Origin of the sequence: Fastidiosibacter lacustris (genome assembly GCF_003428155.1) — a bacterium.
Lineage (GTDB): Bacteria > Pseudomonadota > Gammaproteobacteria > Francisellales > Francisellaceae > Caedibacter > Caedibacter lacustris.
The window spans coordinates 48,841-74,232 of record NZ_QLIR01000003.1 but is presented as its reverse complement, the minus strand read 5'-3'; the positions used below and the strand labels follow the sequence as shown (position 1 = coordinate 74,232).

Annotated in this window: 25 protein-coding genes; 16 read left to right on the top strand and 9 right to left on the bottom strand. The window is 35.3% G+C overall.

All coding sequences use genetic code 11. The annotated features are described in order from the left end of the window. Position 1 precedes the first annotated feature (1 nt). The 8 genes from DNJ77_RS02730 to DNJ77_RS02695 all read left to right on the top strand — a co-directional run bounded on the left by DNJ77_RS02730 (position 2) and on the right by DNJ77_RS02695 (position 6,833). Positions 2–784 carry an ABC transporter ATP-binding protein gene (locus DNJ77_RS02730; protein ID WP_116963471.1) on the top strand — a complete coding sequence of 261 codons (783 nt, stop codon included), beginning with the start codon at positions 2–4 and terminating at the stop codon, positions 782–784. 11 nt (positions 785–795) lie between these two features. Continuing rightward, positions 796–1,701, top strand: coding sequence for an MlaD family protein (locus tag DNJ77_RS02725; protein WP_116963470.1), 906 nt, complete (start codon positions 796–798; stop codon positions 1,699–1,701). A gap of 2 nt (positions 1,702–1,703) precedes the next feature. Further along, a complete protein-coding gene (locus DNJ77_RS02720; RefSeq protein WP_116963469.1) occupies positions 1,704–2,363 on the top strand; it encodes an ABC-type transport auxiliary lipoprotein family protein in 660 nt (219 codons plus the stop codon). A 259-nt stretch (positions 2,364–2,622) separates the two neighbouring features. After that, positions 2,623–3,717: an LPS export ABC transporter permease LptF gene (lptF, locus tag DNJ77_RS02715; RefSeq protein ID WP_116963468.1), complete on the top strand. Its 1,095-nt coding sequence runs from the start codon at positions 2,623–2,625 to the stop codon at positions 3,715–3,717. Next, on the top strand, positions 3,714–4,784 hold the full coding sequence (lptG, locus tag DNJ77_RS02710) for an LPS export ABC transporter permease LptG (protein ID WP_116963467.1): 1,071 nt from the start codon (positions 3,714–3,716) through the stop codon (positions 4,782–4,784). The genes lptF and lptG overlap by 4 nt, the downstream gene beginning before the upstream one ends. 5 nt (positions 4,785–4,789) lie before the next feature. After that, positions 4,790–5,389 carry a 16S rRNA (guanine(966)-N(2))-methyltransferase RsmD gene (gene rsmD / locus DNJ77_RS02705; RefSeq protein WP_157966566.1) on the top strand — a complete coding sequence of 200 codons (600 nt, stop codon included), beginning with the start codon at positions 4,790–4,792 and terminating at the stop codon, positions 5,387–5,389. A gap of 45 nt (positions 5,390–5,434) precedes the next feature. Beyond that, on the top strand, positions 5,435–6,103 hold the full coding sequence (locus tag DNJ77_RS02700) for a trimeric intracellular cation channel family protein (RefSeq protein ID WP_116963465.1): 669 nt from the start codon (positions 5,435–5,437) through the stop codon (positions 6,101–6,103). A 67-nt stretch (positions 6,104–6,170) separates the two neighbouring features. Continuing rightward, entirely contained in the window at positions 6,171–6,833 is a 663-nt protein-coding gene (locus DNJ77_RS02695; protein WP_116963464.1) for a ComF family protein, read from the top strand. Between the two features lie 32 nt (positions 6,834–6,865). Here the strand turns inward: DNJ77_RS02695 and udk are convergent, their stop codons facing one another. The 4 genes from udk to DNJ77_RS02675 form a co-directional block, all read right to left on the bottom strand. Further along, positions 6,866–7,519: a uridine kinase gene (gene udk / locus DNJ77_RS02690; protein ID WP_116963463.1), complete on the bottom strand. Its 654-nt coding sequence runs from the start codon at positions 7,517–7,519 to the stop codon at positions 6,866–6,868. 113 nt (positions 7,520–7,632) lie between these two features. Beyond that, positions 7,633–8,982, bottom strand: coding sequence for a S41 family peptidase (locus tag DNJ77_RS02685; protein ID WP_116963462.1), 1,350 nt, complete (start codon positions 8,980–8,982; stop codon positions 7,633–7,635). Positions 8,983–9,107: 125 nt separating this feature from the next. Then, positions 9,108–10,385: a replication-associated recombination protein A gene (locus DNJ77_RS02680; RefSeq protein WP_116963461.1), complete on the bottom strand. Its 1,278-nt coding sequence runs from the start codon at positions 10,383–10,385 to the stop codon at positions 9,108–9,110. Beyond that, positions 10,386–11,315, bottom strand: a complete 930-nt coding sequence (locus DNJ77_RS02675) for a Ppx/GppA family phosphatase (RefSeq protein WP_116963460.1) — start codon at positions 11,313–11,315, stop codon at positions 10,386–10,388. Between the two features lie 247 nt (positions 11,316–11,562). Here DNJ77_RS02675 and DNJ77_RS02670 point away from each other — a divergent pair, with 247 nt between their 5' ends. Together DNJ77_RS02670 and DNJ77_RS02665 are read left to right on the top strand one after the other, a co-directional pair. Then, entirely contained in the window at positions 11,563–11,997 is a 435-nt protein-coding gene (locus DNJ77_RS02670; protein ID WP_116963459.1) for an Hsp20 family protein, read from the top strand. A gap of 431 nt (positions 11,998–12,428) precedes the next feature. After that, a complete protein-coding gene (locus DNJ77_RS02665; protein WP_116963458.1) occupies positions 12,429–12,719 on the top strand; it encodes a hypothetical protein in 291 nt (96 codons plus the stop codon). Positions 12,720–12,800: 81 nt separating this feature from the next. Here DNJ77_RS02665 and pyrB read toward each other — a convergent pair whose 3' ends face one another. Further along, positions 12,801–13,763, bottom strand: coding sequence for an aspartate carbamoyltransferase (gene pyrB / locus DNJ77_RS02660; protein ID WP_239986728.1), 963 nt, complete (start codon positions 13,761–13,763; stop codon positions 12,801–12,803). 86 nt (positions 13,764–13,849) lie between these two features. Here pyrB and coaE point away from each other — a divergent pair, with 86 nt between their 5' ends. After that, positions 13,850–14,449 carry a dephospho-CoA kinase gene (coaE, locus tag DNJ77_RS02655; protein WP_116963457.1) on the top strand — a complete coding sequence of 200 codons (600 nt, stop codon included), beginning with the start codon at positions 13,850–13,852 and terminating at the stop codon, positions 14,447–14,449. Here the strand turns inward: coaE and DNJ77_RS02650 are convergent. Both DNJ77_RS02650 and DNJ77_RS09990 read right to left on the bottom strand, forming a co-directional pair. After that, entirely contained in the window at positions 14,446–15,132 is a 687-nt protein-coding gene (locus DNJ77_RS02650) for a 5'-methylthioadenosine/adenosylhomocysteine nucleosidase (RefSeq protein ID WP_116963456.1), read from the bottom strand. The two genes, coaE and DNJ77_RS02650, sit on opposite strands and share 4 nt — an antisense overlap. Before the next feature lie 225 nt (positions 15,133–15,357). Then, positions 15,358–15,519 (bottom strand): hypothetical protein, encoded by a 162-nt coding sequence (locus DNJ77_RS09990; protein ID WP_192877927.1) that lies wholly within the window; start codon positions 15,517–15,519, stop codon positions 15,358–15,360. A gap of 252 nt (positions 15,520–15,771) precedes the next feature. Here DNJ77_RS09990 and DNJ77_RS02645 point away from each other — a divergent pair, with 252 nt between their 5' ends. From DNJ77_RS02645 to trxB, 3 genes are all read left to right on the top strand, one after another. After that, the gene (locus tag DNJ77_RS02645; RefSeq protein WP_116963455.1) at positions 15,772–16,959 is read left to right on the top strand and encodes an ATP-grasp domain-containing protein; all 1,188 of its coding nucleotides are present in this window, start codon (positions 15,772–15,774) and stop codon (positions 16,957–16,959) included. Between the two features lies 1 nt (position 16,960). Further along, positions 16,961–17,839: a hypothetical protein gene (locus DNJ77_RS02640; RefSeq protein ID WP_116963454.1), complete on the top strand. Its 879-nt coding sequence runs from the start codon at positions 16,961–16,963 to the stop codon at positions 17,837–17,839. Between the two features lie 254 nt (positions 17,840–18,093). Next, positions 18,094–19,047 carry a thioredoxin-disulfide reductase gene (gene trxB, locus DNJ77_RS02635; RefSeq protein ID WP_116963453.1) on the top strand — a complete coding sequence of 318 codons (954 nt, stop codon included), beginning with the start codon at positions 18,094–18,096 and terminating at the stop codon, positions 19,045–19,047. Between the two features lie 2 nt (positions 19,048–19,049). Here the strand turns inward: trxB and DNJ77_RS02630 are convergent, their stop codons facing one another. After that, positions 19,050–20,498: an APC family permease gene (locus DNJ77_RS02630; RefSeq protein WP_116963452.1), complete on the bottom strand. Its 1,449-nt coding sequence runs from the start codon at positions 20,496–20,498 to the stop codon at positions 19,050–19,052. 284 nt (positions 20,499–20,782) lie between these two features. On the opposite strand from DNJ77_RS02630, the gene deoD reads away from it, so the two are divergent. Next, positions 20,783–21,529, top strand: coding sequence for a purine-nucleoside phosphorylase (deoD, locus tag DNJ77_RS02625; protein ID WP_116963451.1), 747 nt, complete (start codon positions 20,783–20,785; stop codon positions 21,527–21,529). 18 nt (positions 21,530–21,547) lie between these two features. Here deoD and clpB read toward each other — a convergent pair whose 3' ends face one another. Beyond that, complete coding sequence (clpB, locus tag DNJ77_RS02620; protein ID WP_116963450.1) at positions 21,548–24,148, bottom strand: ATP-dependent chaperone ClpB; 2,601 nt, start codon at positions 24,146–24,148, stop codon at positions 21,548–21,550. Between the two features lie 433 nt (positions 24,149–24,581). On the opposite strand from clpB, the gene DNJ77_RS02615 reads away from it, so the two are divergent. Further along, positions 24,582–25,307 (top strand): helix-turn-helix domain-containing protein, encoded by a 726-nt coding sequence (locus DNJ77_RS02615; protein ID WP_116963449.1) that lies wholly within the window; start codon positions 24,582–24,584, stop codon positions 25,305–25,307. Positions 25,308–25,392: the final 85 nt, after the last annotated feature.

Sequence of the window (25,392 nt, the reverse complement as noted above, 5' to 3'; positions counted from 1 at the left end):
TATGCATAAGATTGATAATCAACCGATTATTGAAGTTAAAAACTTAGGGACGTGTTTTGATGGTGTATGGGTACATAAAAATCTTAACTTGTCTATCTATCCTCACCATATTACTGCGATCATTGGTGGTAGCGGTTCAGGCAAAACCACATTAATTCGAGAAATCTTGATGTTACAGCCTGTCACCGAAGGTGAGATTTTTCTACTTGGGCATAAGATATCTGACTTATACGACGATGAAATTAAAAGGCGCGAGTTTGCAAGTCAAATGGGTATGATGTTCCAAGGAGGTGCACTTTTTAGCGCACTAACTTCTCTTGAAAACGTCATGTTTCCGCTACAAGAATATACATCATTTAGTCGAGATATCGTCATCGACCTTGCTAGACTTAAACTTAAAATGGTTGGACTCAAGGAAGATGCTTACAATAAATATCCTTCACAGTTAAGTGGCGGTATGCTAAAGCGCGTTGCACTTGCGCGAACACTTGCACTTGATCCTGCTATTATCTTTCTTGATGAACCTTCAGCTGGATTGGATCCTCATTCAATGTATGAGCTAGATCAGCTCATCTTACAGTTAAAACAAGGTCTTAATCTATCAATTATTATGATTACACACGAACTAAAAAGCATTTGGCGTATCGTTGATGAAGTTGTTTATATCGATGATAAACGCATACTTGTGCACGATACTGTAGAAAATGCTGTAAAAATGACACAGTATGAAAATTTAAATAACTTTTTTAATGGTCCTAAAACCACGGTTAACAACGTAATTTAAGGTATAAAAGTATGAAAAACAATCGTTATTTCATCGCAGGTTTGTTCATTATTATCACAAGTTTGCTCATGATATTTATTGGTTTTTGGCTTACCTTTGGCTTAAAAGATATTAAATATAATACCTATATTGCGCGTTTTAATGAATCAGTGAACGGATTAAATGTTAATGCTGCAATTAACTATAATGGTGTTAATGTCGGGAAAGTCGAAAGTATTAGGATTGATAAAGAGAATCCCAGTATTGTGATTGTCGTCATGCAAATTCAACAAGACATTCCTATCTACACCACAACCTATGCAAATTTGGTACCTCAAGGTATTACAGGACAAGTTTTTATTACGTTATCTATTGACAAAGATACAACCAGAGAGCTTATTGAGCCAAGCTCCAAACCGCCTTACTCAGTTGTTAAAACCAAACCTTCTTTTTTAACCAATATTGTTAATCAAATGAGCGTTGTTGCCGATCAAATAAGCCAAATTTCTACACGTGTTACTAATATTATCAGTGATGAAAATGTTCAAAAGATCAATCATATCATGACAAATATTGAAGATATTTCGAACTCGCTTGCGACAAGTGGTCACAACATTTATCAAAGCCTAGAATCTTTGAATATTATTTTAAACAACACAGCTAAAAGCTCTGCTTATTTTGATCAGATAATAAATAACATAAATGTTGCGTCTAAATCAGTCGCTCAAGCGTCAAATGATGTAAGCTCTATCATAGCAAGTTTTAATAACCAGACTCTACAGGGAATCAATAATGTCTTATTGCCACAATTAGTACAGACATTAGATAATGTTAACCAAACTTCTTTAGAACTTTCAGTACTCATTAAAAAACTCAACCATAACCCTTCAATTTTAGTACGAGGGGAATTATCTCAAAAACCTAACACTGGAGAATAACGATGATCAAGTTTACTTCCCCAAAAGTTATTTTAGCAATCTGTTCAACACTTTTAATAAGTGGCTGTGGCGTTTTAGCGCCAATTTCAACTCCAGAAACCAAACAATATCAAATACTTCCTCCTAATTTACAAACTCAAAAAGATCAAGGTGATCAGAGAGAAGCAATTTCACAGCCTGACAAAAGTTATAACCTGACCTTATTTGTTACACCCTTAACTGCTGCTGAGCCTTATAATTCAACCGTAATGTATTATCGTGAAAACACATCATATCAGTTATTAAGTTATAGTGAGAACAGTTGGGCAGTTCCTCCTCAACAAATGTTAAGCAGAAATACGTTGCAAGCCTTGCTTCAATTTCATAATTTTAAAAATGTTGTTTCAAGTAACTTCATTGGCTACGCCGATTATCGGCTTACTGGAAATTTAAATCAGTTAACACAGCTAATTCAAAATGGTAATAGTAGTGTTATCCTATCTGTGACTTATACACTAACCAATGCTAACTCAGGAAAAGTTGTTGCAATTCAAACGTTCGACTTAACAGAAAAATCAGATGCAAACGCAAAAGGTTTTGCAATCGCCACTAACAAACTCAGTCAAACACTAACAAGAGATATCAACAGCTGGTTGGTAAGTCAAAAATTTAACAGCAATTGAAGAAATATGTTATGTTAGTCTAATTGTAACAACATAAAAATCAATGCGCAAAATAACTGATTTTCTGATAGATTCATGTAAAATACACCCAGATTTATTTATTAAGGTTACAAACTTTAATGAGGTTCTTATTAGATTCCAAAATACATTTGAGATGAGTGTGCTACCTTTTAAAGGTAGTCATCTAGAGTTTATTGTGAGAAATAATTAAGTAATAAAAAACGTTTAAGCTTAAAACAAACACTTAGAGGGTGAATTATTGATTTTACTGCGCTATTTAAACCGTGAATTGGTCAATATGACAATGGCAATTATATTAATTTTGCTACTAATTGTGATCAGCAACATGTTTGTTCGATATTTGTCTATTGTTTCAGGTGGTAATATTGAAGCAGATGCCGTGTTTAAAATGATTTCAGTAATGTTACCTAAATATATTGCATATCTTCTGCCCATTAGTTTTTTCTTTTCTATCCTCATTGTCTATGGTAAATTATTTGCCAACAATGAACTGACAGTTGCGTTTGCTTGTGGAACAAGTTGGTTTCGCCTATTTAAATTTATTCTTATTCCCGCTTTAAGCTTATTTATTATCGAAATTATTTTGACTTTATTCATTCTACCTAAGATGGACCAAAATTATTTCCTTGTTCAAAAAACCACAACAAAAAATTCTTTAATTAGTTTTATTCAACCAGGTCAAATCATTCCTTTTAATGATGGCAAACAAGTTGTCTATACCAAATCAACTGATAGTGATGGCACCATGTACGATATCTTCATCTATCAACAAAAACCCAATAATGCCAGCACCATCATTACTGCGCCAATCGGTTATGCTGAAACGCGTCCAGATGGTAATCAGTATCTAATTCTAAAAGATGGCTATTTTTATGATGCTCAAGCTGGTACAGCCGAGCTTCAAAAAGGTGAATTCAAAGAAGCGACTCAATTTATATCTTCTAAAGTCACTGTGGGTTATAACTCCTCCATCGAATCAGTACCTACATTTGAGTTACTTGGCAGTAACAATCCACTTTATCAAGCAGAGCTGCAATGGCGTTTAAGCTTTCCTTTAGCAATTTTAGTATCCACTTTAATTGCGCTTGCAATGTCTAAAATGCGCCCACGCCAAAACCGTTATAGCAAAATTATTCCTGCTATTTTAGTCTGTATCATGTACTTTAACTTGTTGTCCTTATCTAAATCATGGCTTAACGATGGTACAATTCCCAGCTGGATTGGGCTATGGTGGATTCATATTATCTTTGCAGTGACTATGCTAATAATACTCAAGCGTTATAATGGCAAACTTTTTTATTATCAGACTGCAAAAAGTGAGGTAAAGGTATGAAGCGTCTGACCTTATACGTCGCCTCTACTGTTTTATATACTTCTTTTATTATGATATTGGCACTAACTGCTATTTTCTTATTGTTTACCTATATTGCGCAAGCAGGTGATATTGGTAAAGGTAAGTATACAGCTCTAATAGCTTTTTTATATGTAGTATATCAGGCACCTGCTAATATTTACCTTATCATGCCTGTTTGCGCATTATTAGGGGGGCTTATGGGATTAGGACTTTTAGCTAACAATAGTGAGCTTATTGTTATGCGTGCATCTGGGCAATCAATTAGTCAGATTGCAAAAGGCGTACTGTTAGCCGCATTTTGCTTAGCACTTATTACTTTTTTAACAGGTGCTTATATTGCACCTTATTTCCAAAAACAAGCCACTATTAACAAAACGCTTGCTACAGGTGGTAATGAAGCTTTAGTACTATACGATACGCAAACACTATGGGTACGAGAAGGTAATGCTTTTATTCACGTTGGCAAAAATGATACTGATGGTAAACTTAGCAACGTTACCAAATATACGGTTGATAACAATCAACTGACTGCTATTGATCATGGTGATAGTGCAACCTTTGAAAATAAACAATGGCAAGTCAATAACGTTGTCAGTACCCAAATTGGCAAAGACAATAGTGTTGTTTACAAAGATGCTAAACAATATTGGAATAACTTATTGCCCCCCTCCTTACTTAAAATCATTACTTCTAACACAGATTATTTAAACCTAAGTGAGCTGATTGATTACATCAAAGTTAATAAAGAAGGACAACAAAATGCTAACCGTATCTGGTTAAAATTCTGGCAAACTTTCTTCCAACCCTTATCACTTATCATTCTTATGCTGATTGCAGTACCATTTTCATTAGGTTCAATGCGCTCATCTGCTTTGGGTTATAAATTTATTATTGGTATGCTGTTTGGCTTTAGTTTTTACATTATTAATCAAACGTTTGGTCCATTTAGCCTTGTTTATAACTTACCCGGATTCTTTGGTGCGGCAATTCCAAATGTCATTTTCACCTTTATTCTAGGCTTTTTATTTTGGAAAATGCGTGAGTAATGGTCATGCCAAAGAACGTTCAAAAATCAACACTTATTAAAAATCAGTATAGCCAGCTGCGCATTATTGCTGGTAAATATAAGTCACGCAAAATCTCTTTTCCAACAATAGATCCCAACTTAAGACCTACATCTGATCGCTTACGCGAGACACTTTTTAATTGGTTGATGCCTTATATAGTAAATGCACGCTGTCTTGATGCTTTCGCAGGCAGTGGTGCATTAGGATTTGAAGCACTCTCAAGGTTAGCGCATAGTTGTGATTTATTCGAGTTAGATAAAAACGCACTCGCTTTTTTAAACCAAAATACTCAACGTTTAAATATAGGTAATGCTCATATTCTCCACGCTAATGTGTTATCTCATCTGCAAAACCCAATAAACTATGACATTATTTTTCTTGATCCTCCTTTTAAAAGCGAACTACTTGATCGCGCACTTAACATTATTAATCATAATATTCATATTACTACTAACACAATTATCTATACTGAATTTGCTACCAAATCACCACCTAAAGAACTTGATTTATTTGAGATCATAAAACAGACTCAACAAGGTGACGTATCTGCATATCTACTATATAAAAAGCTTGGTAGTCGCTAAGCTTAGCGTTATGATACCCCTCGCGGTTTTCAGAAGATTAATTATATGGCATTTTTAGTAGATAAAATTATTATTTTTCAAATCTTATTTGTGATTGGAATTACGGCTGAGAGCATGTCTGGGACCATTTCTGCAGGTAGAAAAAATATGGATTTATTTGGGATTATTACAATTGCTACCATTACTGCACTCGGTGGTGGAACCGTACGTGATATCTTACTGGGTTATTACCCTTTAACTTGGATACTTTATCCTGAGTATATTGTTGTTACCTTCTTTGCATCAGTTGTTGCTATTTTTGTTGCTAAACATATCATAAGACTACATAAATTTTTCCTTATTGCTGATGCGCTTGGTCTTGTGACCTTTGCCTACCTTGGAAGCGATATTGGCTATAAAATTGCCTTGCATGCTGTTAACAATGATGGATTCACTGTAATCGGTAGTTTTATTATTGCCATTATCATGGCCATTATCACTGGAATTTCTGGAGGAGTGTTAAGAGATATCCTATGTAACGACGTACCTTTGGTTTTCCAGGCAGAACTTTATGCGATTGTCGCTGCTGTAGTTGGATTTCTACATACTATTACGCTTTATTTTCAAATTGATAATCTTATTAGTGCGCTTACCATTATTGGCATTGGCTTTTGTTTAAGGTTATGCGCGATTTATAAAAATTGGCATCTACCACGTATTAAGTATTTTTCCTAGCAAGAAGCATTATTCAAAATTCCTGCTTAAATAAAAGCTATGAAGATACTTCAATTAAAAACAAAAAATGTTTATTTTAAAAGTCCTAACCATCCTAAAAACAATTTTCATTCATTACCAATGTATTTTATGTTTACAAAAGACCAAACAAGGGTTATGTCAACATTGCCAAAACGCTTTAGCAAAAGAATCCTTGCTTCATAAAAGACGTAAACTTACAATTAATGGTCAACCTATTACATTATATGCTTTTAATCATTTTGAGGGTTTAACACGTAAGCTTTTATTTCTATTCAAATATCAAAAAAATCATATTGCAGGAGTTTTTCTTGGTCAGTACATGAAAAAAGCATTTCAGCGTCAGCCTTTCTTAAATGACGTTGATTATATTTTACCAGTTCCCAGTCATCGTTTGCGCTTTTTAGTGCGTGGATTTAATCAAGCAGAAATTTTGGCTAAACATATTATAAAACAAAACCAAATATTGGATATACGTTCAATCAAACGCATGAAATACACCAAACCTCAAGCAAAATCAAACTATCAACAAAGGCAAATACAAATGCATAATGTATTTATACAAACTAAATCTATATCAGCACAACACCTATTAATTGTGGATGATGTTTATACAACTGGGGCAACGATTACATCACTAGTCAACACATTACAAAATGAACCTACCAATCAAATCACAAAAATAAGTATACTCACTCTTTGTTTAGCTTAGAGTCTTCATTTTTCAAACTCTAAGGGCATGCCTCAAATTGTTCTGCTGAAACGTAATAACTCACGTACTTTTGAGCGAATGAGATCAATCGCAATCTTATTCTTACCTCCATGTGGAACAATAATGTCAGCATATCGCTTTGCAGGTTCAATAAATTGTAAAAACATCGGACGCACAGTTTCTAAATATTGCGTTACTACACTATCTACACTACGTCCACGTTCTTTTTGATCTCGAACCAAACGACGAATGAAAGAGACATCCATTGGAGTATCCATAAAAATCTTAATGTCCATTAAATTACGAAGCCCTGCATCAGTAAAAAGCATAATTCCTTCTAAAATTAAAATACTGGTTTGTCCACTAATTGGTAGCGTTTTGTTTTTAACACGACTATGGGTTGCATAATCATATATTGGTACATCAATATTTTGTCCTGCAATCAAGGTTTCTAGATGCGTTTTTAACAAAGTATGCTCAAACGCATCTGGGTGATCATAATTCAATTTGTCAAGTTGTTCTCTTAATAAATGACTATTGTCACGATAATAATGATCTTCTGATAACACAGTAACTCGCGCAGATTCAAGGTCTTCTAACTCTTCAACTATCGTATTAGATAACAGGCTTTTTCCCGAGCCTGATCCACCTACTACGCCAATGATTACAATATTTTTATCCAGCATCTGCACAAAGGTCGAATAAATGATTTTGAGACATTCTAGCGATTTTTTTTAAAAAAGCAGTATAATTTTCTCTTGGTTTCTAGTTTTCTCATAATTTTAAGAAACCATTCTATTTATGACTCCATAATACTTAAAGCTTTTAAAATACTGATTGCTTCAGCTAATTGATTATCCTTAGTTTCTAAGGTTTGCGTTATCTTATAATCTTTTTTATAATCCTCTAATGCCTGCTTGGTTTGTTTATCTTTTATTTTATCATTATTCGATAAGATAGCATGATGAAAACTACTTTCATCAAATGTCAATGATTCAGTTTGATTATCCTTATTTTTACCATCACCCATAGTGGTAACCAACAAAGTTCCCTCGCCTTCAACGATCACATCAGGAATCACACCTTGTGATTGAATCGCTATACCATTTGGTGTGTAATAGCGAGCAGTTGTAAGTTTAACCGCATTGGTTTCAGAAATTGGAATAACAGTTTGTACAGAACCTTTACCAAAGGTTTTCACTCCAACAATAATTGCACGCTTATTATCTTGTAATGCCCCAGCAACAATCTCAGAAGCTGAAGCAGATCCCATATTTACTAATACCACCATCGGTAAACCATTAATATAATCATTGCTTACGGCATAGCTAGTACTTGACTCTAAGGGGTTACGTGATTTGATATAAACAATTTTTTTAGGATTAGCTGGATTAGCCTGTAAAAAAGTATCACTAATGGCAACGGCAGAATCCAATAAACCACCAGGATTATTGCGTAAATCCAAAACATAGCCTTTTATCTTTGGATTATCCTTTATAAGTTTATCAATATTTGATTTAAGCTCTTCTGCGGTACCACCTTGAAATTGGCTAATCCGAATATAGCCATAATCATCTGCAATTATTTCTGACTTCACGGATTGAAGTTTAATATTTTCACGTATCAACGATAATATAATTGGTTTGGGTGTTTTATCTCTTACTAACGTGATATTGACTTGTGTACCAGGCTCTCCTCGCATTTTTTTAACTGCCTCATCAAGTGCCATACCAGTAACATTTATATCATCAATTTTAATGATATAATCACCAGCTTTCACACCCGCACGATGCGCTGGAGTATCATCTATAGGAGAAATCACTTTAATCTGCTCATCAACCGAAGTAACATGCATGCCAAGACCTGCAAACTCTCCATGAATCGATAGTTGTAAATCAGCAAAATCGTCATCGTCTAAAAAACGAGAATGTGGATCAAGAGATTTCAACATGCCATCAATCGCACTTTCTAAAATCTCTTCATCACTTAACTCATCTACATATGCTTGTTTAACAAGCTCTATACTGCGTGACAATTTATCTATATGCTCCTGTGTATTATTTTGACTTGGTTCTGCTGAAGCTGCAATTAAACTTACAGTAAGAATGTTTAACGCTATTGTTGTTAGGGTAAATACTTTTGGCTTCATGATGGTCTATACTCCACACTCATTTTTTGCACTACTTTAGCCATTTCCTCAGCTATCTCTGATGTAGCAGTTATATTCATCCAATCTGTAATTTAAGTGTAGGAAGGATTTAATGAATTTCAAACCTACTTTGATTTTAAGTAAGATAGTTTTTGGCTAATTTTCTGCTCAAGTCCTCTATCTGTTGGGTAATAATATTGACGATTCACATTATCTGGCAAATAACGCTGTTTAACATAACCTTCAGGAAAATTATGTGGATATTGATATTCTGCACTTATCTTTTCACCTATTGGTTTAATGTTTCTCAAGTGGATTGGAACACTAACCTCTGAATAATTTTTTAGATCATCAAATACACTTTTATATGCCATATAAGCAGCGTTACTCTTAGGTGCACATGCCAAATATACTGCTGCTTGAATAAGTGGTAAACGCCCTTCTGGTAAACCAAGCCTTTCATAAGCTTGCCAAGCATCTAAAGCTAAGCCAAGAGCTTTTGGATCAGCATTACCAATGTCTTCTGAAGCAATACATAACATTCGCCTCGCAATGACCAATGGATCTGCACCACTTTCAATCATATTAGCAAGCCAAAAAACAGCTGCATCAGGATCGGAGCCTCGAACCGATTTATGAAAAGCAGATAACTGATCATAAAAATAATCACCACCTTTATCCATCTTATGCGCATGCTCAGATAATGTAATTGCCAGTAACTCATCTCCTAGTTCAATCTCTTTTTTTATATTGATATCTGCTGTATTTGCCACTAAAAACATAGCTTCCAGAAGGTTCAAGGCGCACCGACAATCACCAGTTGAAGCATAAAAAATCTTCTCTATTGTACTGTCTTTTAAGGTCAATGGATAACTGGATAATATTTTATCACAACTCAAGGCATGCCTTAATAATGCATTCATATCTTGCAAAGTTAATGGCTTGAGTTTCAATACAGTCAAACGAGACAGCAAGGCATTGTTTATTGAGAAAAACGGATTTTCCGTTGTTGCTCCAATTAAAATCAAATCCCCATTTTCAACATGCGGTAGCAGTGTATCTTGTTGCGCCTTATTAAAGCGATGAATTTCATCCAAAAACAAAATGGTCTGTTGATGACTCTCTTCATAACGTGTTTGTGCACTTAATACAGCTGATTTAATGTCTTTTATACCAGCACTTACAGCAGAAAGTTCAATAAAGTAGTCGTTAAGTTCATTTGCTAACACCTTGGCTAAGGTGGTTTTACCAACACCTGGTTTACCGTATAAAATCATTGATACGATCTGCTTTTTAACCAACATTCGTGCCAAAATCTTTTCTTTTGCTAGTAAGTGCTGTTGACCAAAATAGTCTTGCAACGACTGTGGACGCATTCTAAAAGCTAACGGTATTTGTTTCATCTATTCCTTCTGCTTATAACTATTAACGATTTCATACAGCATCCCCTCGCGCAAGGCCCCCTCGGATTTCAGCATTTTTTTAATGCCTAGGCGATTAAACAAAGCATAAAGCACACAAAACCCACCTGCTAGTATATTCTCACGATCAGAACGTAAACCATTAAAATGAACATTTGCTACCACTCTTTTTTGTAAAAGCTCTGCTGCCAATATCTCCATAACATCCCATGTAATACTGCCATCTGACCAATTATGGGCAAGTGCTAAATCAGAAATGGAACGAATTGTGCCAGAAGAGCCTAAAGCAACATCCCAACCTTGTTGAATATATTCAGCTACAATAGGATCAAGCAAATTATAAGCATAATTAATTGCTTGTGAAAAATTAGCTAGCGTTAATAATCCATCGTTAAAAAACTGATTTTGGACACTCACACACCCCATTTCCAAACTCACTAATGATTTTAGATTTTGCCCTTTTCCGATTACAAGTTCAGTTGACCCACCTCCAATGTCAACGATAAGCGCCTTTTTCTTTTGTGCTTCGACCACAGCAGAGGCGCCAACATAAACAAGGCGAGCCTCTTCTTCTCCTGAAATTACTTCAACCTTAGCTTTTAAAATACGTTGTGCCTCATCTAAAAAGTCGTAGATATTTTCTTTTGCTTTACGCAAAGTATAGGTCCCAACAACCTTCACTTCATCAACTTGGTAATGCTGAATTGATAATGCAAAATTTTGTAAACACTCTAAGGCACGTGCTTTTACTTCGTCTGTTAATCGCATATCTTCAGTTAAACCAGCTCGTAATTGCACCTTGCTTTTTCCACGATACAGCTCTTGAATCTGCCCTTCTATTGTGACCTCTGAAATCAACATGTGGAAACTATTTGAGCCTAAATCAATCGTAGCAACTTTTTTACTCGACATATATTCCTTATTTTCCTAATTATCAAATCTACGGCATCATATCACATGTCACTACAATGCCAAAGTCATTCATTTTAAGCTTTATTAAAGATAAAACATAAAAAATATTTTTACTTGAATTTGATTTGAACATCCTTATTTATTGCATCGGATATGCCATATGGGTATCTAAAAATCAGCTGGCTTGATGATAGTCAACTTGCTGCTTTTTTATGAATTACACTTGCTAAATATTAGGAGTAAAAATATGAATACATTAGACTCACTTGTTAGAAATGCTATCGGCTTTGATCGTTTATTTGCTTTAGCTGAAGCAGGTAAACCGATAAGCTATCCACCATACAATATTGAAGTACTTGGAAAACAAGATTATTTAATCAGCATGGCAATTGCTGGATTTAATGAATCTGAAATCGACATTACTGTTCACCAAGGGAAGCTTACGGTAACTGGCAGTAAAATAGATGATAATAAAGAGCGTAAATTTATCCATCGTGGAATTGCTGAGCGTTCATTTACTCACACTTTTGAGCTTGCTGATCATATTGAAGTTAAAGGAGCACAATTTGAAAATGGGATTTTAAATATCTCACTGATTAAAGAAGTTCCTGAAGCAATGCAACCTAAAAAAATAAAAATTAATAATCAACCCCACGCACAAACTATTGAACAAGTAAAATAATATTTATATATACTGTAACTACTCTCTAAGAGTCATTGCGAAGCATTTTGCAATATCTATAGACATTCTTAAGCGTTATGATTGACTTTGCATTTAGAGGCAGGGAATCCGGAATATAGATTATTTTAAATTTTTACTACTTTTCACTAGTCATATGCTTAGCTTTGCGATAAAGTATTATCTCCAGATAAGAAGCTTAGAATAATAACCTTTGGTACTAGTTTAAAAGCATTTCATTGGCTTGCAAACTAACTTAAGCAAAAGGCTACCAAACGCTTAAACCATGTGTTCAAAGGAAAAATAAGCTGTCTACTGAATACGGACTTATATGATAACGAGTTATAAGGAAAAGCTATTTCGCCAAGCTGGCTTTTAAATCAAATCAAGCCAAAAAAATATAAAGTAAGGATTTAAGAATAGGGAGTAAATTAATGAAAAAAATTACGGTTGAGACAAAAATCGCACTACATTACAATTGCTCAATTTTGGAATTTTTTCAACGCTGTATTGAGCAAAAGATGCAACCTCATCAAATTGCTAAAGTATTAGATTGCAGCGTTAGTAATTTAAGACGTATTGCTCGTAAATATAACTTTAACTTTTACCATACAGACCCCACACCTATGCTTGCACAAAGCAAAAGCTTTTTAAAGAAAAGCCTTACAATAGATAATTTTTTATCGCGCAGCTGGCAGGTGAGTCGTTTTGCATCCTATAGCTAGTAACGATATCAAAATTAGGTTGGATTACGCCTTATCCTACCTCTTGCAGAGGTCGAAGGAAAATAAGTTTTGTATTCATTACTAACAAGCTTTATGGTTTGCAATAAATGAATTAAAAAACAAATTGTATAAGATCGCTTGGCGCATATATACACCATTTTTGGCCTGCTGAAAATACCAGGCATATTTGGTTGCATCAACAGAAGTACAAACCTCGTGAATGCGTGGTAAAGGGTGCATGACGATCATCTTATTGCGTGCTTGTTTTTTTAGCATTTGAGCTGTTATCACGTACTCCAGCTTATGCTGTTCGTTTCCAGTAAAACGCTCTTTTTGTAGTCGAGTCATATATAATACATCTATCAAACCCAATACTTGTTCCAACTTCTCTATACAAGTAACAGTAACATTCTTTTGTTTAAGTTTTATCAAAATTTCATCTGGAATCTGTAAAGCCTTTGGCGCAACGTAGTAAATTGTAACATCTAGGTAATTCATTAACGCATAACTTAGTGAGTGTACAGTTCGACCATAGCGTAAATCCCCTACCATTGCTATTTTAATACCATCTATCTTGTTGAACTTCTGTTCAATTGTAAATAAATCGAGTAACGTTTGAGAAGGATGCTCATTTGCTCCATCTCCCGCATTAACAATAGGAATGGCAGAAACAGCTGCTGCACGTTCAGCACTTCCTACTTCAAAATGGCGCATGATAATTGCATCAGCATAACCATTTAACATATGAATCGTATCAGTTAATGACTCTCCTTTTTGTGCAAATGATGTGCTCTGCGCGTCAGAAAAACCTATGACACTTGCGCCTAAACGGTGAATTGCTGCTTCAAATGATAAGCGCGTGCGAGTCGAGGCTTCAAAAAAACAACTGGCAATAATCTTATCCTTTAAACTCCCTTGAAGCTTTCCATGATAGGCTTCTTTGGCTAAACACATTAAATGATCAAGTGCCTGTCGATCTAAATTTTTAATACTGATTAAATGCTTAGCTGAAGCGAGATTAGAACAAGGTAACATGTTTTGCATAGCAACTCCATTAACTGTTTAGCTACAAATATTTGGCAAACGTCGTTATCCTATCAAGAAACAAACCCAAGGTACACCAAAAAAACATGTATCCTGTCGCACTTACCGGTGGAATTGGTAGTGGAAAAACTACTGTCGCTTCACTTTTTGCTCAACGTTACCATATTGAGGTAATTTGTGCTGACCAATATGCCAAGAAAACAATTGAACTACCTCATGTTATCGAAGCAATTTATCAGCATTTTGGCAAAAACGTCGTCCAAAATAACATGAAGGTAAATCGTTTAGCGTTAAGAAAAATCATAAGTCTTAATGCTAAAGATCGTTTATGGCTAAACAACCTCATGCACCCAATTATTCGAAAGCAAATTGAAGATGCGCTTAAACTAAGTCAATCAGCTTATACAATTGTTGACATCCCTTTATTAACTCAATCGACTTTAAGCAATTATTCTTACCTTAAAAAGGTCATTTGTGTTTGTGCTCCCTTTGAAATAAAGGTTCAAAGGATAATGGCAAGAGACAAGCAAACAAAGAAAAATACAATTTTAATGATTAATAGTCAAATAAGCGATGATGAACGGCGTAAGTTTAGTGATTTTATCATCGAAAACGATCATGAGATTAGCTTGCTTCTTCCTCAAATTGATAAAATCCATAACAGTATTATGGTAAATTTAAACTAAATGGACTCCACTAAAGACAAGATTAACTTCGCTGAACGCTCCGCAGCCATTGCAACGAATTTAGGAAAATCATCAACTGCCTGCCCATCTGCTGTATCCGAAATAGCACGCAAAATTAAACATGGTGTGCTAAGCTCACGACACACTAAATTTACACTCGCCCCCTCCATTTCAATCGCATGCGCACCAAAGTGCTTGGCGATATCGATCTTGTGCTGAGCATTATGGATAAATTGATCTCCTGTTACAATAATGCCTTGTTTTAGTTCAATACTTAGCATTTGCGCGACTTGTTCTAGCTTTGTTTTTAAATTATCACAAGTGGAAATAAAAACCTCATTTCCAGGAATCTCGCCTCTTTTTCTCCCAAAGGCAGAAATATCAATATCATGCTGTGCAGTTTGAGTGGCAACGACTAAATCTCCAACTTGAATATCTGTTGCAGCTCCACCTGCTACACCTGAAAACAATAGCATCTGAGCACCAAAGCGCTCAATCATAATAGTTGCACTTAATGCTGAAAACACTTTACCAATCTTACTATAAGCTAGAATAAGCTCATGTCCGGCATATTGACTAAAGTAATATTTATTATTGGCATATTCTGTTACTTCATACTTATCTACCGCTGTTAAAATAGGTGTGATTTCGGCTTCCATTGCACCTAAAATGGCTATTTTCATCGTTTAAAACTTATTGATTAAAGCTCATAATGACGCTCACTATACTGAAGGTTATTAACTTTGCAAACACTTTAAAACTTTGCATTACTGTGATGCAAAGTTTTAATATCTTTATATATTTCTAATGAAATAAGCTTTGTTCTCCTTATGGAGTCCACTTAACCTCTTTTAGAGAGATTATTATAATCCATCCAAAATACACAAAAGGATACAATTTATTAATATCTAAATAAAATTGGTTGCAATAATCATCAAGCATATGTATGCTCCTGCTCCTGCTCCTGCTCCTGCTCCTGCTCCTGCTCCTGCTCCTGCTCCTGCTCCTGCTCCTGCTCCTGCTCCTGCTCCTATGGTCAGTATGCAGAATATAATGAATAAAAAAAACAAAAAGGAGTTATCATTTTATGCAGCAAACAATACCTGCACAAACGGATCAACGATTTAATCTAGACAAACACCGTAGTGAGTTTTTCTATGATTACTCGCCATTTATTACGGCGTAGCACCCAAGAGTTCTCATGTAACACTTGAAACAAAATTGTGATCGACTGAAATTTGACTTTTTGCTGTATCAAGAAATATCGGCACAAGGTGCACAAAAAGTTATCATAATTAAATGGATATATAGGATATAAAAATATGAAAACATTACTGATCATCGACCCTATTCATTCCGCAGGTTATTTATCCACAGCTTTAAAGGAACAAGGGATTTACTCCATCGCTTTATTTTCGGACATGAGTAATATAGCTGCATTCAATCAACCTGCTGCACATTTATTCGACCGTCAGATTCATTTGCATGGGGAACAGAATGTGGATACTGCAATAGAGGCACTTCAGAACTTTCGCATTGATTTCGTACTAAATGGATGTGACCAGCATTTACCTTTTGCCGAGGAATTAGCACGAAGGCTAACACCGAACACAGCCAATAAACTGGAATCTTTGCATTTACGGGAAAGCAAATTTTTACAGCAACAAGCAATGGCAGCATCAGGCATGCCAGCCATTCAACAAATGTTATTTGATTGCACCATACCCGAATATGAAGCGGTTATACCCTTTAATTATCCTGTATTTGCCAAACCTGCTAACGGTGGAGGATCTATTGGTATATTCATGGCAAAGACTTATGAAGAATTGATAGAAAAACTAAAATCAAGTCCTAAAATGGTCAACTTTGACCCTATCCACCATTATCTGATTCAAGAATATATAGAAGGAAAGGAGGTGGTTATAGACTCTTTCTCAGTGAAAGGAAGACACTACATCAGTAATATATTCACCTACCGCAAGAACTACTATCTAGGCAGCCCTGTATATCGAACCATAGAGCCAATATATGATCATGGGCTTAGAAATCAAGTGATAAGTTTTGTGGAAAATGTCCTAAATGCTTGTGATTATCAAAATGGCTTTGCTCATACCGAACTATTTCATCTTGAAAACGGTGAGTTCAGATTAATTGAATTAAATCCAAGAATCAGTGGTGCTTCTGGCTTCTTAAATAAGATGACAAAAGCCCAGGGACTAAATACACAAGATATGATGCTTGTGCATTACTTAAGAGGAGATGAACCCAAGACCAGTGACTTGAATCTGTCTTGTCATTATGTACGCACGCTATGCTTATATACTCACAAAACAATAGATTTTTCACAGTTTGCGAGTTACCACAGTCATGTAACGTTCACGCAAGAGCCTCTCGATCTCTCCAGGACCCCTGATTTAACCGACATTCGTTCACTGGTACTTCTGGCACATTCTTCTTTTGATGTGCTAGAACATGAAACTTCAATCTTACTGGATATGGATATCTTATAAAATGAAATATTTTTTTACCATCGCCTTTATTATCATAAACGGCGCCTCAGTAAGCCTGATACACAACGTAGGAAACGAAATTCCAGTGGGCTTAATGATCACTCTAAGCAGTCTATATGCACTTGTCTTTTTTCATTTAGTATCTTATAAAACGCTTGTTTCACTTTACAAAAAACTATGGCAACATAAAAATCTCTACCTGCAAGTAATCTTTATTTTTCTACTCATGTGGTTAATGAGCTTTATAATTCCCGTATATTACAGCCCTGCATTACTTATGTTTTTTGCCACGGCTTTCCCCTCTGTTATCGGTTCTTACATGCTTTGGCGGAAAAAGAAAGACAAAAGCGATTTACTCTTTACACTATTGCTATTTCTGATTATCACCGCGTTTTATGTGACGCTCACCAATGTTTATTCATGGAATGAATTTGCATTTCTTCTGATCGGTACACTTATTGTTGGTGTTACTATGTATCTATATTCACACCTATCTTACCAGATGAATTTATTGTCTTTTTCTGCCAGCGAAATTCTAGCTTCACGCTACATCTTACTGTTTTTAATCCCATTTATTTGGAGTGCAACCCATGGTGAACTGACATTGATTGATGACAAAGTTTTATGGTTAACATTAGCGCTTAGCTTAATTAGTTTAATTATTCCTATTTACTGTTCACAAATATCCATCGCCAAAGTTGGACCAAATATTCATTCTATTGCTATGGGCTTTACACCACTTATGGCATTTATTTTTGAGCTTGTTTTCGCTGGTGATATTAGGGCAATCATGGTCGATGGTATCTTTGCAACTCTATTTGCTCTCATTTTGACACTTTCGATTATCTTTAAGCTTTACCGAAAAAGCATAAATGTATAATCCACAGGGTAACATTCTCTTTCAGCATTTATAACTGTAGATTATAGTATTCTAAAAAATGGACTAGAGGGAGCATTTGAACAAAATGGCTAAAATTGATGTTTGTTGCAAGGGATATCATTCGACTGTAAATGATTTGCAATGGCTCTCTGGATTCTCGCAAACTTTACGTTTACTATGTAACGCGTTTTAGGTATAAAAAAGAACACTGTTTCAATGCCTCATTATTAGGTTAATTTAGGAGTATGTAATACATGTCGAAAAATCATCATAAGCTTATTATTTTAGGTTCAGGTCCCGCAGGTTATACGGCTGCTATTTATGCAGCACGCGCTAATCTTAATCCTGTTATTATTACTGGCATGCAATTAGGTGGACAACTTACAACCACAACAGATGTCGATAACTGGCCAGGTGAAGAACATGGTATCCAAGGACCAGAACTTATGCAGAAATTGCAAACACAAGCAGAACGCTTTAATACACAAATAATTTATGACCACATTAAAGAAGTTGATTTACAAAGACGTCCGTTTACTTTGATCGGAGATAATGATCAATATCAATGTGACGCACTTATTATTGCAACAGGCGCCACTGCTAAATACCTCGGTTTACCCTCTGAGGAAAAATTTATGGGCAAGGGTGTTTCAGCTTGCGCTACCTGTGATGGTTTTTTCTATCGTGGTAAAGATGTCGCTGTAGTTGGTGGTGGAAATACGGCTGTTGAAGAAGCGCTTTACTTATCTAACATTGCTAAAAGTGTTACTTTGATTCATCGACGTGATGAGCTAAAAGCTGAAAAAATCCTAATCAATCAATTAATGAAAAAATCTCAAGACGGTAATATTTCTTTTGAATGGTTCCACACTCTTGAAGAAGTCCTGGGTGACGATATGGGTGTTACGGGCGTTAAGATTAAAGACGTTAAAGCAAATAACACAAAGACACTTAAACTTGATGGTGTATTTATCGCGATTGGGCATACACCCAACACTAGCATCTTCAATGGTCAGCTACAGATGCACAATGGTTATATAAAAGTCAAATCTGGTTTAGATGGTAACGCTACAGAGACTTCTATCGAGGGGGTTTATGCGGCAGGAGATGTGATGGATCATGTTTATAAACAAGCTGTCACTTCTGCTGGCACAGGATGTATGGCTGCATTAGATGCAGAAAAATATCTAGATCAGCTGAAAAAATAAGATCAGACAACTTTATGTCCTAATCTATTGATAAATTGTGGGCTGGTAATAATAACAAAAAATATGATCGCCAAAATAATCGTTAATATTACAGAACTTGCTACTAGCATCAGTAACCATAAAAAGATCACAAATGTTAATCCATACCAGTTAAATCCACCTTGCTTAAATTGCAATATTGCGTAAATCACCATCATCACGGTAATGGCTAGATTACTTAACCAAAAATCTTTTATCGACAAGGTTGTCAACAGTAAAGACAAAACAATAAATACAAATAAAGTCATCAGCCTAGTTGACGTTTTTTTACTTCCCAGTACCGCCAAGGAAATAGGTGCACCCATATAACCTAAGACATTAAAGGCAGTTGTAATCACCATCAGCGATGCCCAACTTGCTGAATTTAATAAAATGATAATCCCAATTATAAAATTGAGTAATAGCGAACGCTTTGATAAATGGTGAACGGGACATAATTTTGCGATCCAGTGTGGCATTTGTCCTTTTTCTGCCATAGCATAAAGCATTCTTGAACAAGAACCTAAGTAAGTTAAACCTGTTATCGATGGACTTACGATTGAATCAGCGATTAACAATACCGTTAAAAAATTTAGCCCTAGCAAAATGGTTAAATTGACAAGAGGGCTTGAGAAATTCAGTGACGTCCAGCCCTTTGCTGCCACATCATGTGGTAACGCTGTCATAAATGTAAATTGTAATAATATATACAACACTAAAGTTGCAGCAACAGAAATAATAATTGCCAATGGAATGTTACGCGTTGGGTTTTTAATTTCACTGGCAAACGATGCTACTACCTGAAAACCGTTAAAAGCATAAACAAGACCAGCTCCGATCAAAGCTGTTTTAATCGAGCTTGCAGCATAATCATTTACTGCTAAGGTTAAATTAGTGCTATCAAAATGAGCAACAAGCAATACAATAATCGTCAACGTCGGAATGCTAATTTTAAAAATAGTTGATACGTTATTTACATATGCTAATAACTTAATCCCAAAATAATTAACAATGAAATATATCCCTAAAATGATTACGGCAAAAATCTTACCTGACCAGGTCAGACTCTCACCTTGATATAAAGTAGTAAACTCAACAAATGGACTTAAATATTGTACAGTGGCTTGTGCTTCGGTTGGAATCATCGCTAACAAACCAAACCAAATTGCAAATGCAAACACCATACCAAAGTCTTTACCATGACTCAATGAAACACACTTAGCATTTAGTCCTCTCTCTGGATAAAGTGCGCATAACTTAGCAAAGCAAAGTCCAACGATAATTGCAATAAAAGCTGCAATTACCCATGCAATAAAAGCATAATTCCCAGCAAGCTGGGCGTTTAATTGTGCGCTAAAGAGCCAACCTGAACCAACCATTGATGTAACAGGAATTGCAATAGCTGAAAATAACCCCACCTTGTGAACTTTCATACATCATCTCCCATTTATTTTATTACTTAACCAAGTAATACTATTACAACTCACTAGCAGATTTCACTAAAAAATTATATTTTCTACAAAAATACCTTATAATTTTAATTTTTCTCCTTCATGCTAAACAGTATTTATATATCCATTACGAACCACTTTATTGTTTTCATTCACTTTCATTTTTTAATAACGTTTCCAGTGCGATAAGCTATTATAATTTGTCTATTGCAGTTGAAAGGATTACAATGGCGTTCATTAATTTACTGTATAGCTAAGGACATAAAATGATTCCAACGCCCCATATTGAAGTCACCGACAAAAACTTATTTGCTAAAACCGTTATCATGCCAGGTGATCCACTTCGAGCAAAACTTATTGCCGAAAACTATTTAGAAGATGCTAAGCTCATTAACACTGTACGCAATATGTTTGCCTATACAGGGACATACAAAGGCAAGAAAGTAAGTGTGATGGCACATGGCATGGGTATCCCTAGTGCCGGCATTTACACTGCTGAGCTGTTCAATCACTATGATGTTGATAATATTATTCGCATTGGTTCTTGCGGCTCATACGTTCCTGAAATTAATGTATATGATGTGGTTTTAGTAACAGAAGCTTATTGCGAATCTGATTATATTGAAATCGTGACAGGTCAAAAAACACGTAATATCAAACCTAATGAAATATTAACCAAACATATTTCAGAAACGGCTAAACAATTACAAATCCCTATCATCTCTGCTAAAGTACACTGTACTGATGTGTTTTATCGAAAAGAATTTAATGAGTATATAAAAATACACGCCGAACAAGGTTGTAAAGCAGTTGAAATGGAATCAGTCGCATTATTTGCTAATGCACAAGCTTATGGTAAAAAGGCTGCATGCTTACTCACGGTTTCAGATTCTTTTATTACAAAAGAAGTAACCACGAGCCAAGAACGTCAAATGGCATTAACCAAAATGATCGAAATTGCACTTGAAAGTAATACATCATTTGAGACTAATAAGTCCTTTGAGTTAATTTAATTTGCATTTTAGTACCATTTATCTTGCTGCACTATCAACAATTTTTTCAACCTTCTTAGAAAATACAAAACCATCGTTTTCGATATTGACCTGAATCGTATCACCTGTAACATATCTTCCTTCTAATAGATAAGTAGCAAGCGGATTCTCAATATAATGTTGAATTGCTCGCTTCAAAGGTCTTGCACCAAATACTGGATCAAAACCATGATCAGCCAACTCATCCATTGCATAAGGTGAAATATCAAGTTTAAGCTCGCGATCTTGCAAACGTTTACGCACACGGTTGATTTGAATTTCAGCAATTTCTTTAATCATTTCTTTATTCAATGGTTCAAACACAACTGTTTCATCAATACGATTGATAAATTCAGGTCTAAAGTGCTGTAAAACAATCTGTATGACTTGCTCTTTGACCTTATCATAACCTTCGATTTGTAGTTTTTCCTGAATCAAATGTGAACCTAAATTAGACGTCATAATAAGTACGGTATTTTTAAAATCAACTGTGCGCCCATGACTATCGGTTAAGCGTCCATCATCTAAAATTTGCAACAAAATATTAAATACATCTGGATGCGCTTTTTCAACCTCATCAAGTAAAATTACCGAATAAGGTTTACGACGAATATGCTCAGTTAAATAACCACCTTGCTCGTAACCCACATATCCTGGGGGTGCTCCAATTAGACGTGCAACCGAATGTTTCTCCATAAACTCTGACATATCGATTCGAAGCATAACATCTTCGCTGTCAAACATAAACTCAGAAAGCGCCTTAGTTAGCTCTGTTTTACCCACACCTGTTGGTCCTAAAAATAAAAATGATCCAGTTGGGCGATTAGGATCAGATAAACCAGAACGTGCACGTCTAATAGCATTAGACACTGCAACAATCGCTTCTTTTTGACCAATCACGCGTTTAGCTAAAAACTCCTCCATATGCAATAACTTTTCGCGCTCCCCTTCCATCATCTTACTCACAGGAATACCTGTTGATTTTGAAACCACTTCTGCAATTTCATTTTCAGTTACTTGAGTACGCACTAACTTCGTTTTAATTGGATCAGAACTGGCAAGGGACTTAATTTGTTCTTCTAACTGTGGAATAAGTCCATATTGCAACTCAGCCATTTTAGACAAATCACCAACACGTTTAGCTGCTTCCAATTCAATTTTAGACTGATCAAGCTGCTCTTTTAATTTTTGTGACCCTTGCATTTGTGCCTTTTCGGATTTCCAAATTTCTTCAAAGCCTGAATATTCTTTCTCTAATGCCTTGATTTCTTCCTCTAATACATCTAAGCGTTTTCTGGTTGCTTCGTCTTTTTCTTTCTTTAATTGCTCACGCTGCATTTTCAGTTGAATAATACGTCGATAGAGTTTTTCCATTTCCTCAGGTCGTGAATCAATCTCCATTCGAATTTGGCTGGCTGCTTCATCCATTAAATCAATTGCTTTATCTGGTAGTTGTCTATCACTAATATAACGATGTGATAAAGTGGCAGCTGCAACAATTGCAGGATCAGTGATATCCACACCATGATGGACTTCGTAACGTTCTTTCAAACCACGCAAAATAGCAATCGTGTCTTCTACCGTCGGTTCATCTACTAACACTTTTTGGAAACGACGCTCCAATGCAGGATCTTTCTCAACATGCTCACGATATTCATCAAGCGTTGTTGCACCCACACACTTTAATTCTCCACGAGCAAGTGCGGGTTTCAACATATTACCGGCATCCATTGAACCTTCTGCTTTACCTGCTCCAACCATAGTGTGTAGTTCATCAATAAACAAAATCACACTACCCTCTTGTTTGGCAAGTTCTTTAAGGACAGCCTTCAAACGCTCTTCAAAATCCCCTCTAAATTTAGCACCTGCTAACAAAGCACCTAAGTCCAAAGATAAAATGCGTTTATTGCGAATACCCTCAGGCACTTCATTGTTCACAATACGTTGCGCTAAGCCTTCTACAATTGCGGTTTTCCCCACACCAGGTCGCCCAATCAAAACCGGATTATTTTTAGTGCGTCGTTGTAATACTTGAATCGTACGCCGAATCTCATCATCTCGCCCAATCACAGGATCAATTTTCCCTTGACGCGCGCGTTCAGTTAAATCGATTGTATATTTTTTTAACGCACCTTGCATATCTTCGGCATTTTGACTTTCAACACGCGCACCACCTCTTACCCTATCAACAGCAGCCTCGATAGCCTCTTTTGTTAAATTAGCTGCCTTGAAAATTTTACTTAGTGTACTATCACTAAAACCTGCGATTAGAAATAAATCACTAGAAATAAATTCATCTTTCTTCTCAAGTGTCATTTTTTCCATTTGTTGTAATATTCTAATAAGGCTATTAGAGGCTCCGATTTGACTTGCGGCACCACTGCTGGCAAGGCTACCTAAGGCATTACGCAACTCACTATTAAGCGCACTTAAATTACCACCTGCTTGAGTAATAATAGAGGGAATCATTTCACCTTCCTGATCAAGCAATGCTTTTAAAACATGCACAGGTTCAAGCATAGTATGACTTTTACTAATCGCTAAACTTTGTGCTTCATTGAGCGCTTCTTGTAACTTATGGGTAAATTTTTCTGCTTTCATTTTTTACTCTCTTTTTTTATTACACTAATCATTTCAAAACATGGGAAGTCAACTTGAGCTATCCTTATTTTACTATAGATAGGCATCATGCTTATCACTTATAGACGTTATGAAATTTCAATGCCTAATCAAGTGTGGATTAGAAAATTTTTTTCAAGAAAATAGTGAATTTGTTTATACCTATTGTAAATTGATTTTTGCAATTTACTCCGAAAAAAGCCTCAATTATAGAAAGTAAATAATGATAAATTTGAATTACTTCTAACTTTATAAGATAAGACTATATTGTCTTATTTTCGAACAAAAATAATGCATAATAAGTTTTATATTTTCGACTCATTTGCTATACTTCGCCCGGATTGTAAATCCCCATAAAAATAGTGATTTTCAATCGTTTAAATATTAATAAATTGTAAACGCAAAGGATAAAACTATGCCTAATAGCAATGTTATTTGGGTTAACGATAAACCTCTTATTCTACCGAAAAATAAAGAGATTTATCTTAATAGTAGAGACCAAAATTCAAGGTATATAAGTTGTTCTGATAGTTTTTTTCAGCTCCTTGGGGTAGATGAATCCATTATTGGACAATCTGATGAGGTTTTACCAAATGGAATAAGCGAATACGGGGATCAATTTGCCTTTTTAGAACGCCTTATTGAAACAACCCAAAAACCGCTTGAAATGTTAGATGTACATTACTTCAACAATAGATTGACCGCAATATATAGCATTAATCTACCAAAATTAGATAATGGTAACGTTATTGGCACTAATTTTTACGGCTGGCAGCCAAACAATAGTCAACAGTTGATTGAACTCTCTATTAGATTATCTTTATTGCCACTTTGTTCACATAAAGGAAATTTGGGTCAAAACTCCCTAGCCATCGTCAACACATTCGATATACTCAGTGCACGTGAATTTGAAATAGTTTATTTATTATCACTTGGCTATACCTCTAAACAAGTCGGATTTTTTCTTCAACTTAGCTCCCGCACAATTGATGATGTTATTTATAATGTTAAAACGAAATACAACTTTCTCGGTAAAAAAAATAAATTACTTGAATATTTAGTTGTCGAAAAGCATATGCACATCTATATACCTAAAGCCTTCTTCAGCTATCTGCAATCGCTATTACAGCTGCTAAAGTAATGCCTTAAGCAATACAAAACAAGAACTTAAGCTCTTAGCTTAATAGAAATAACTGCACTATTTTATTTAAATATACCCACGACCG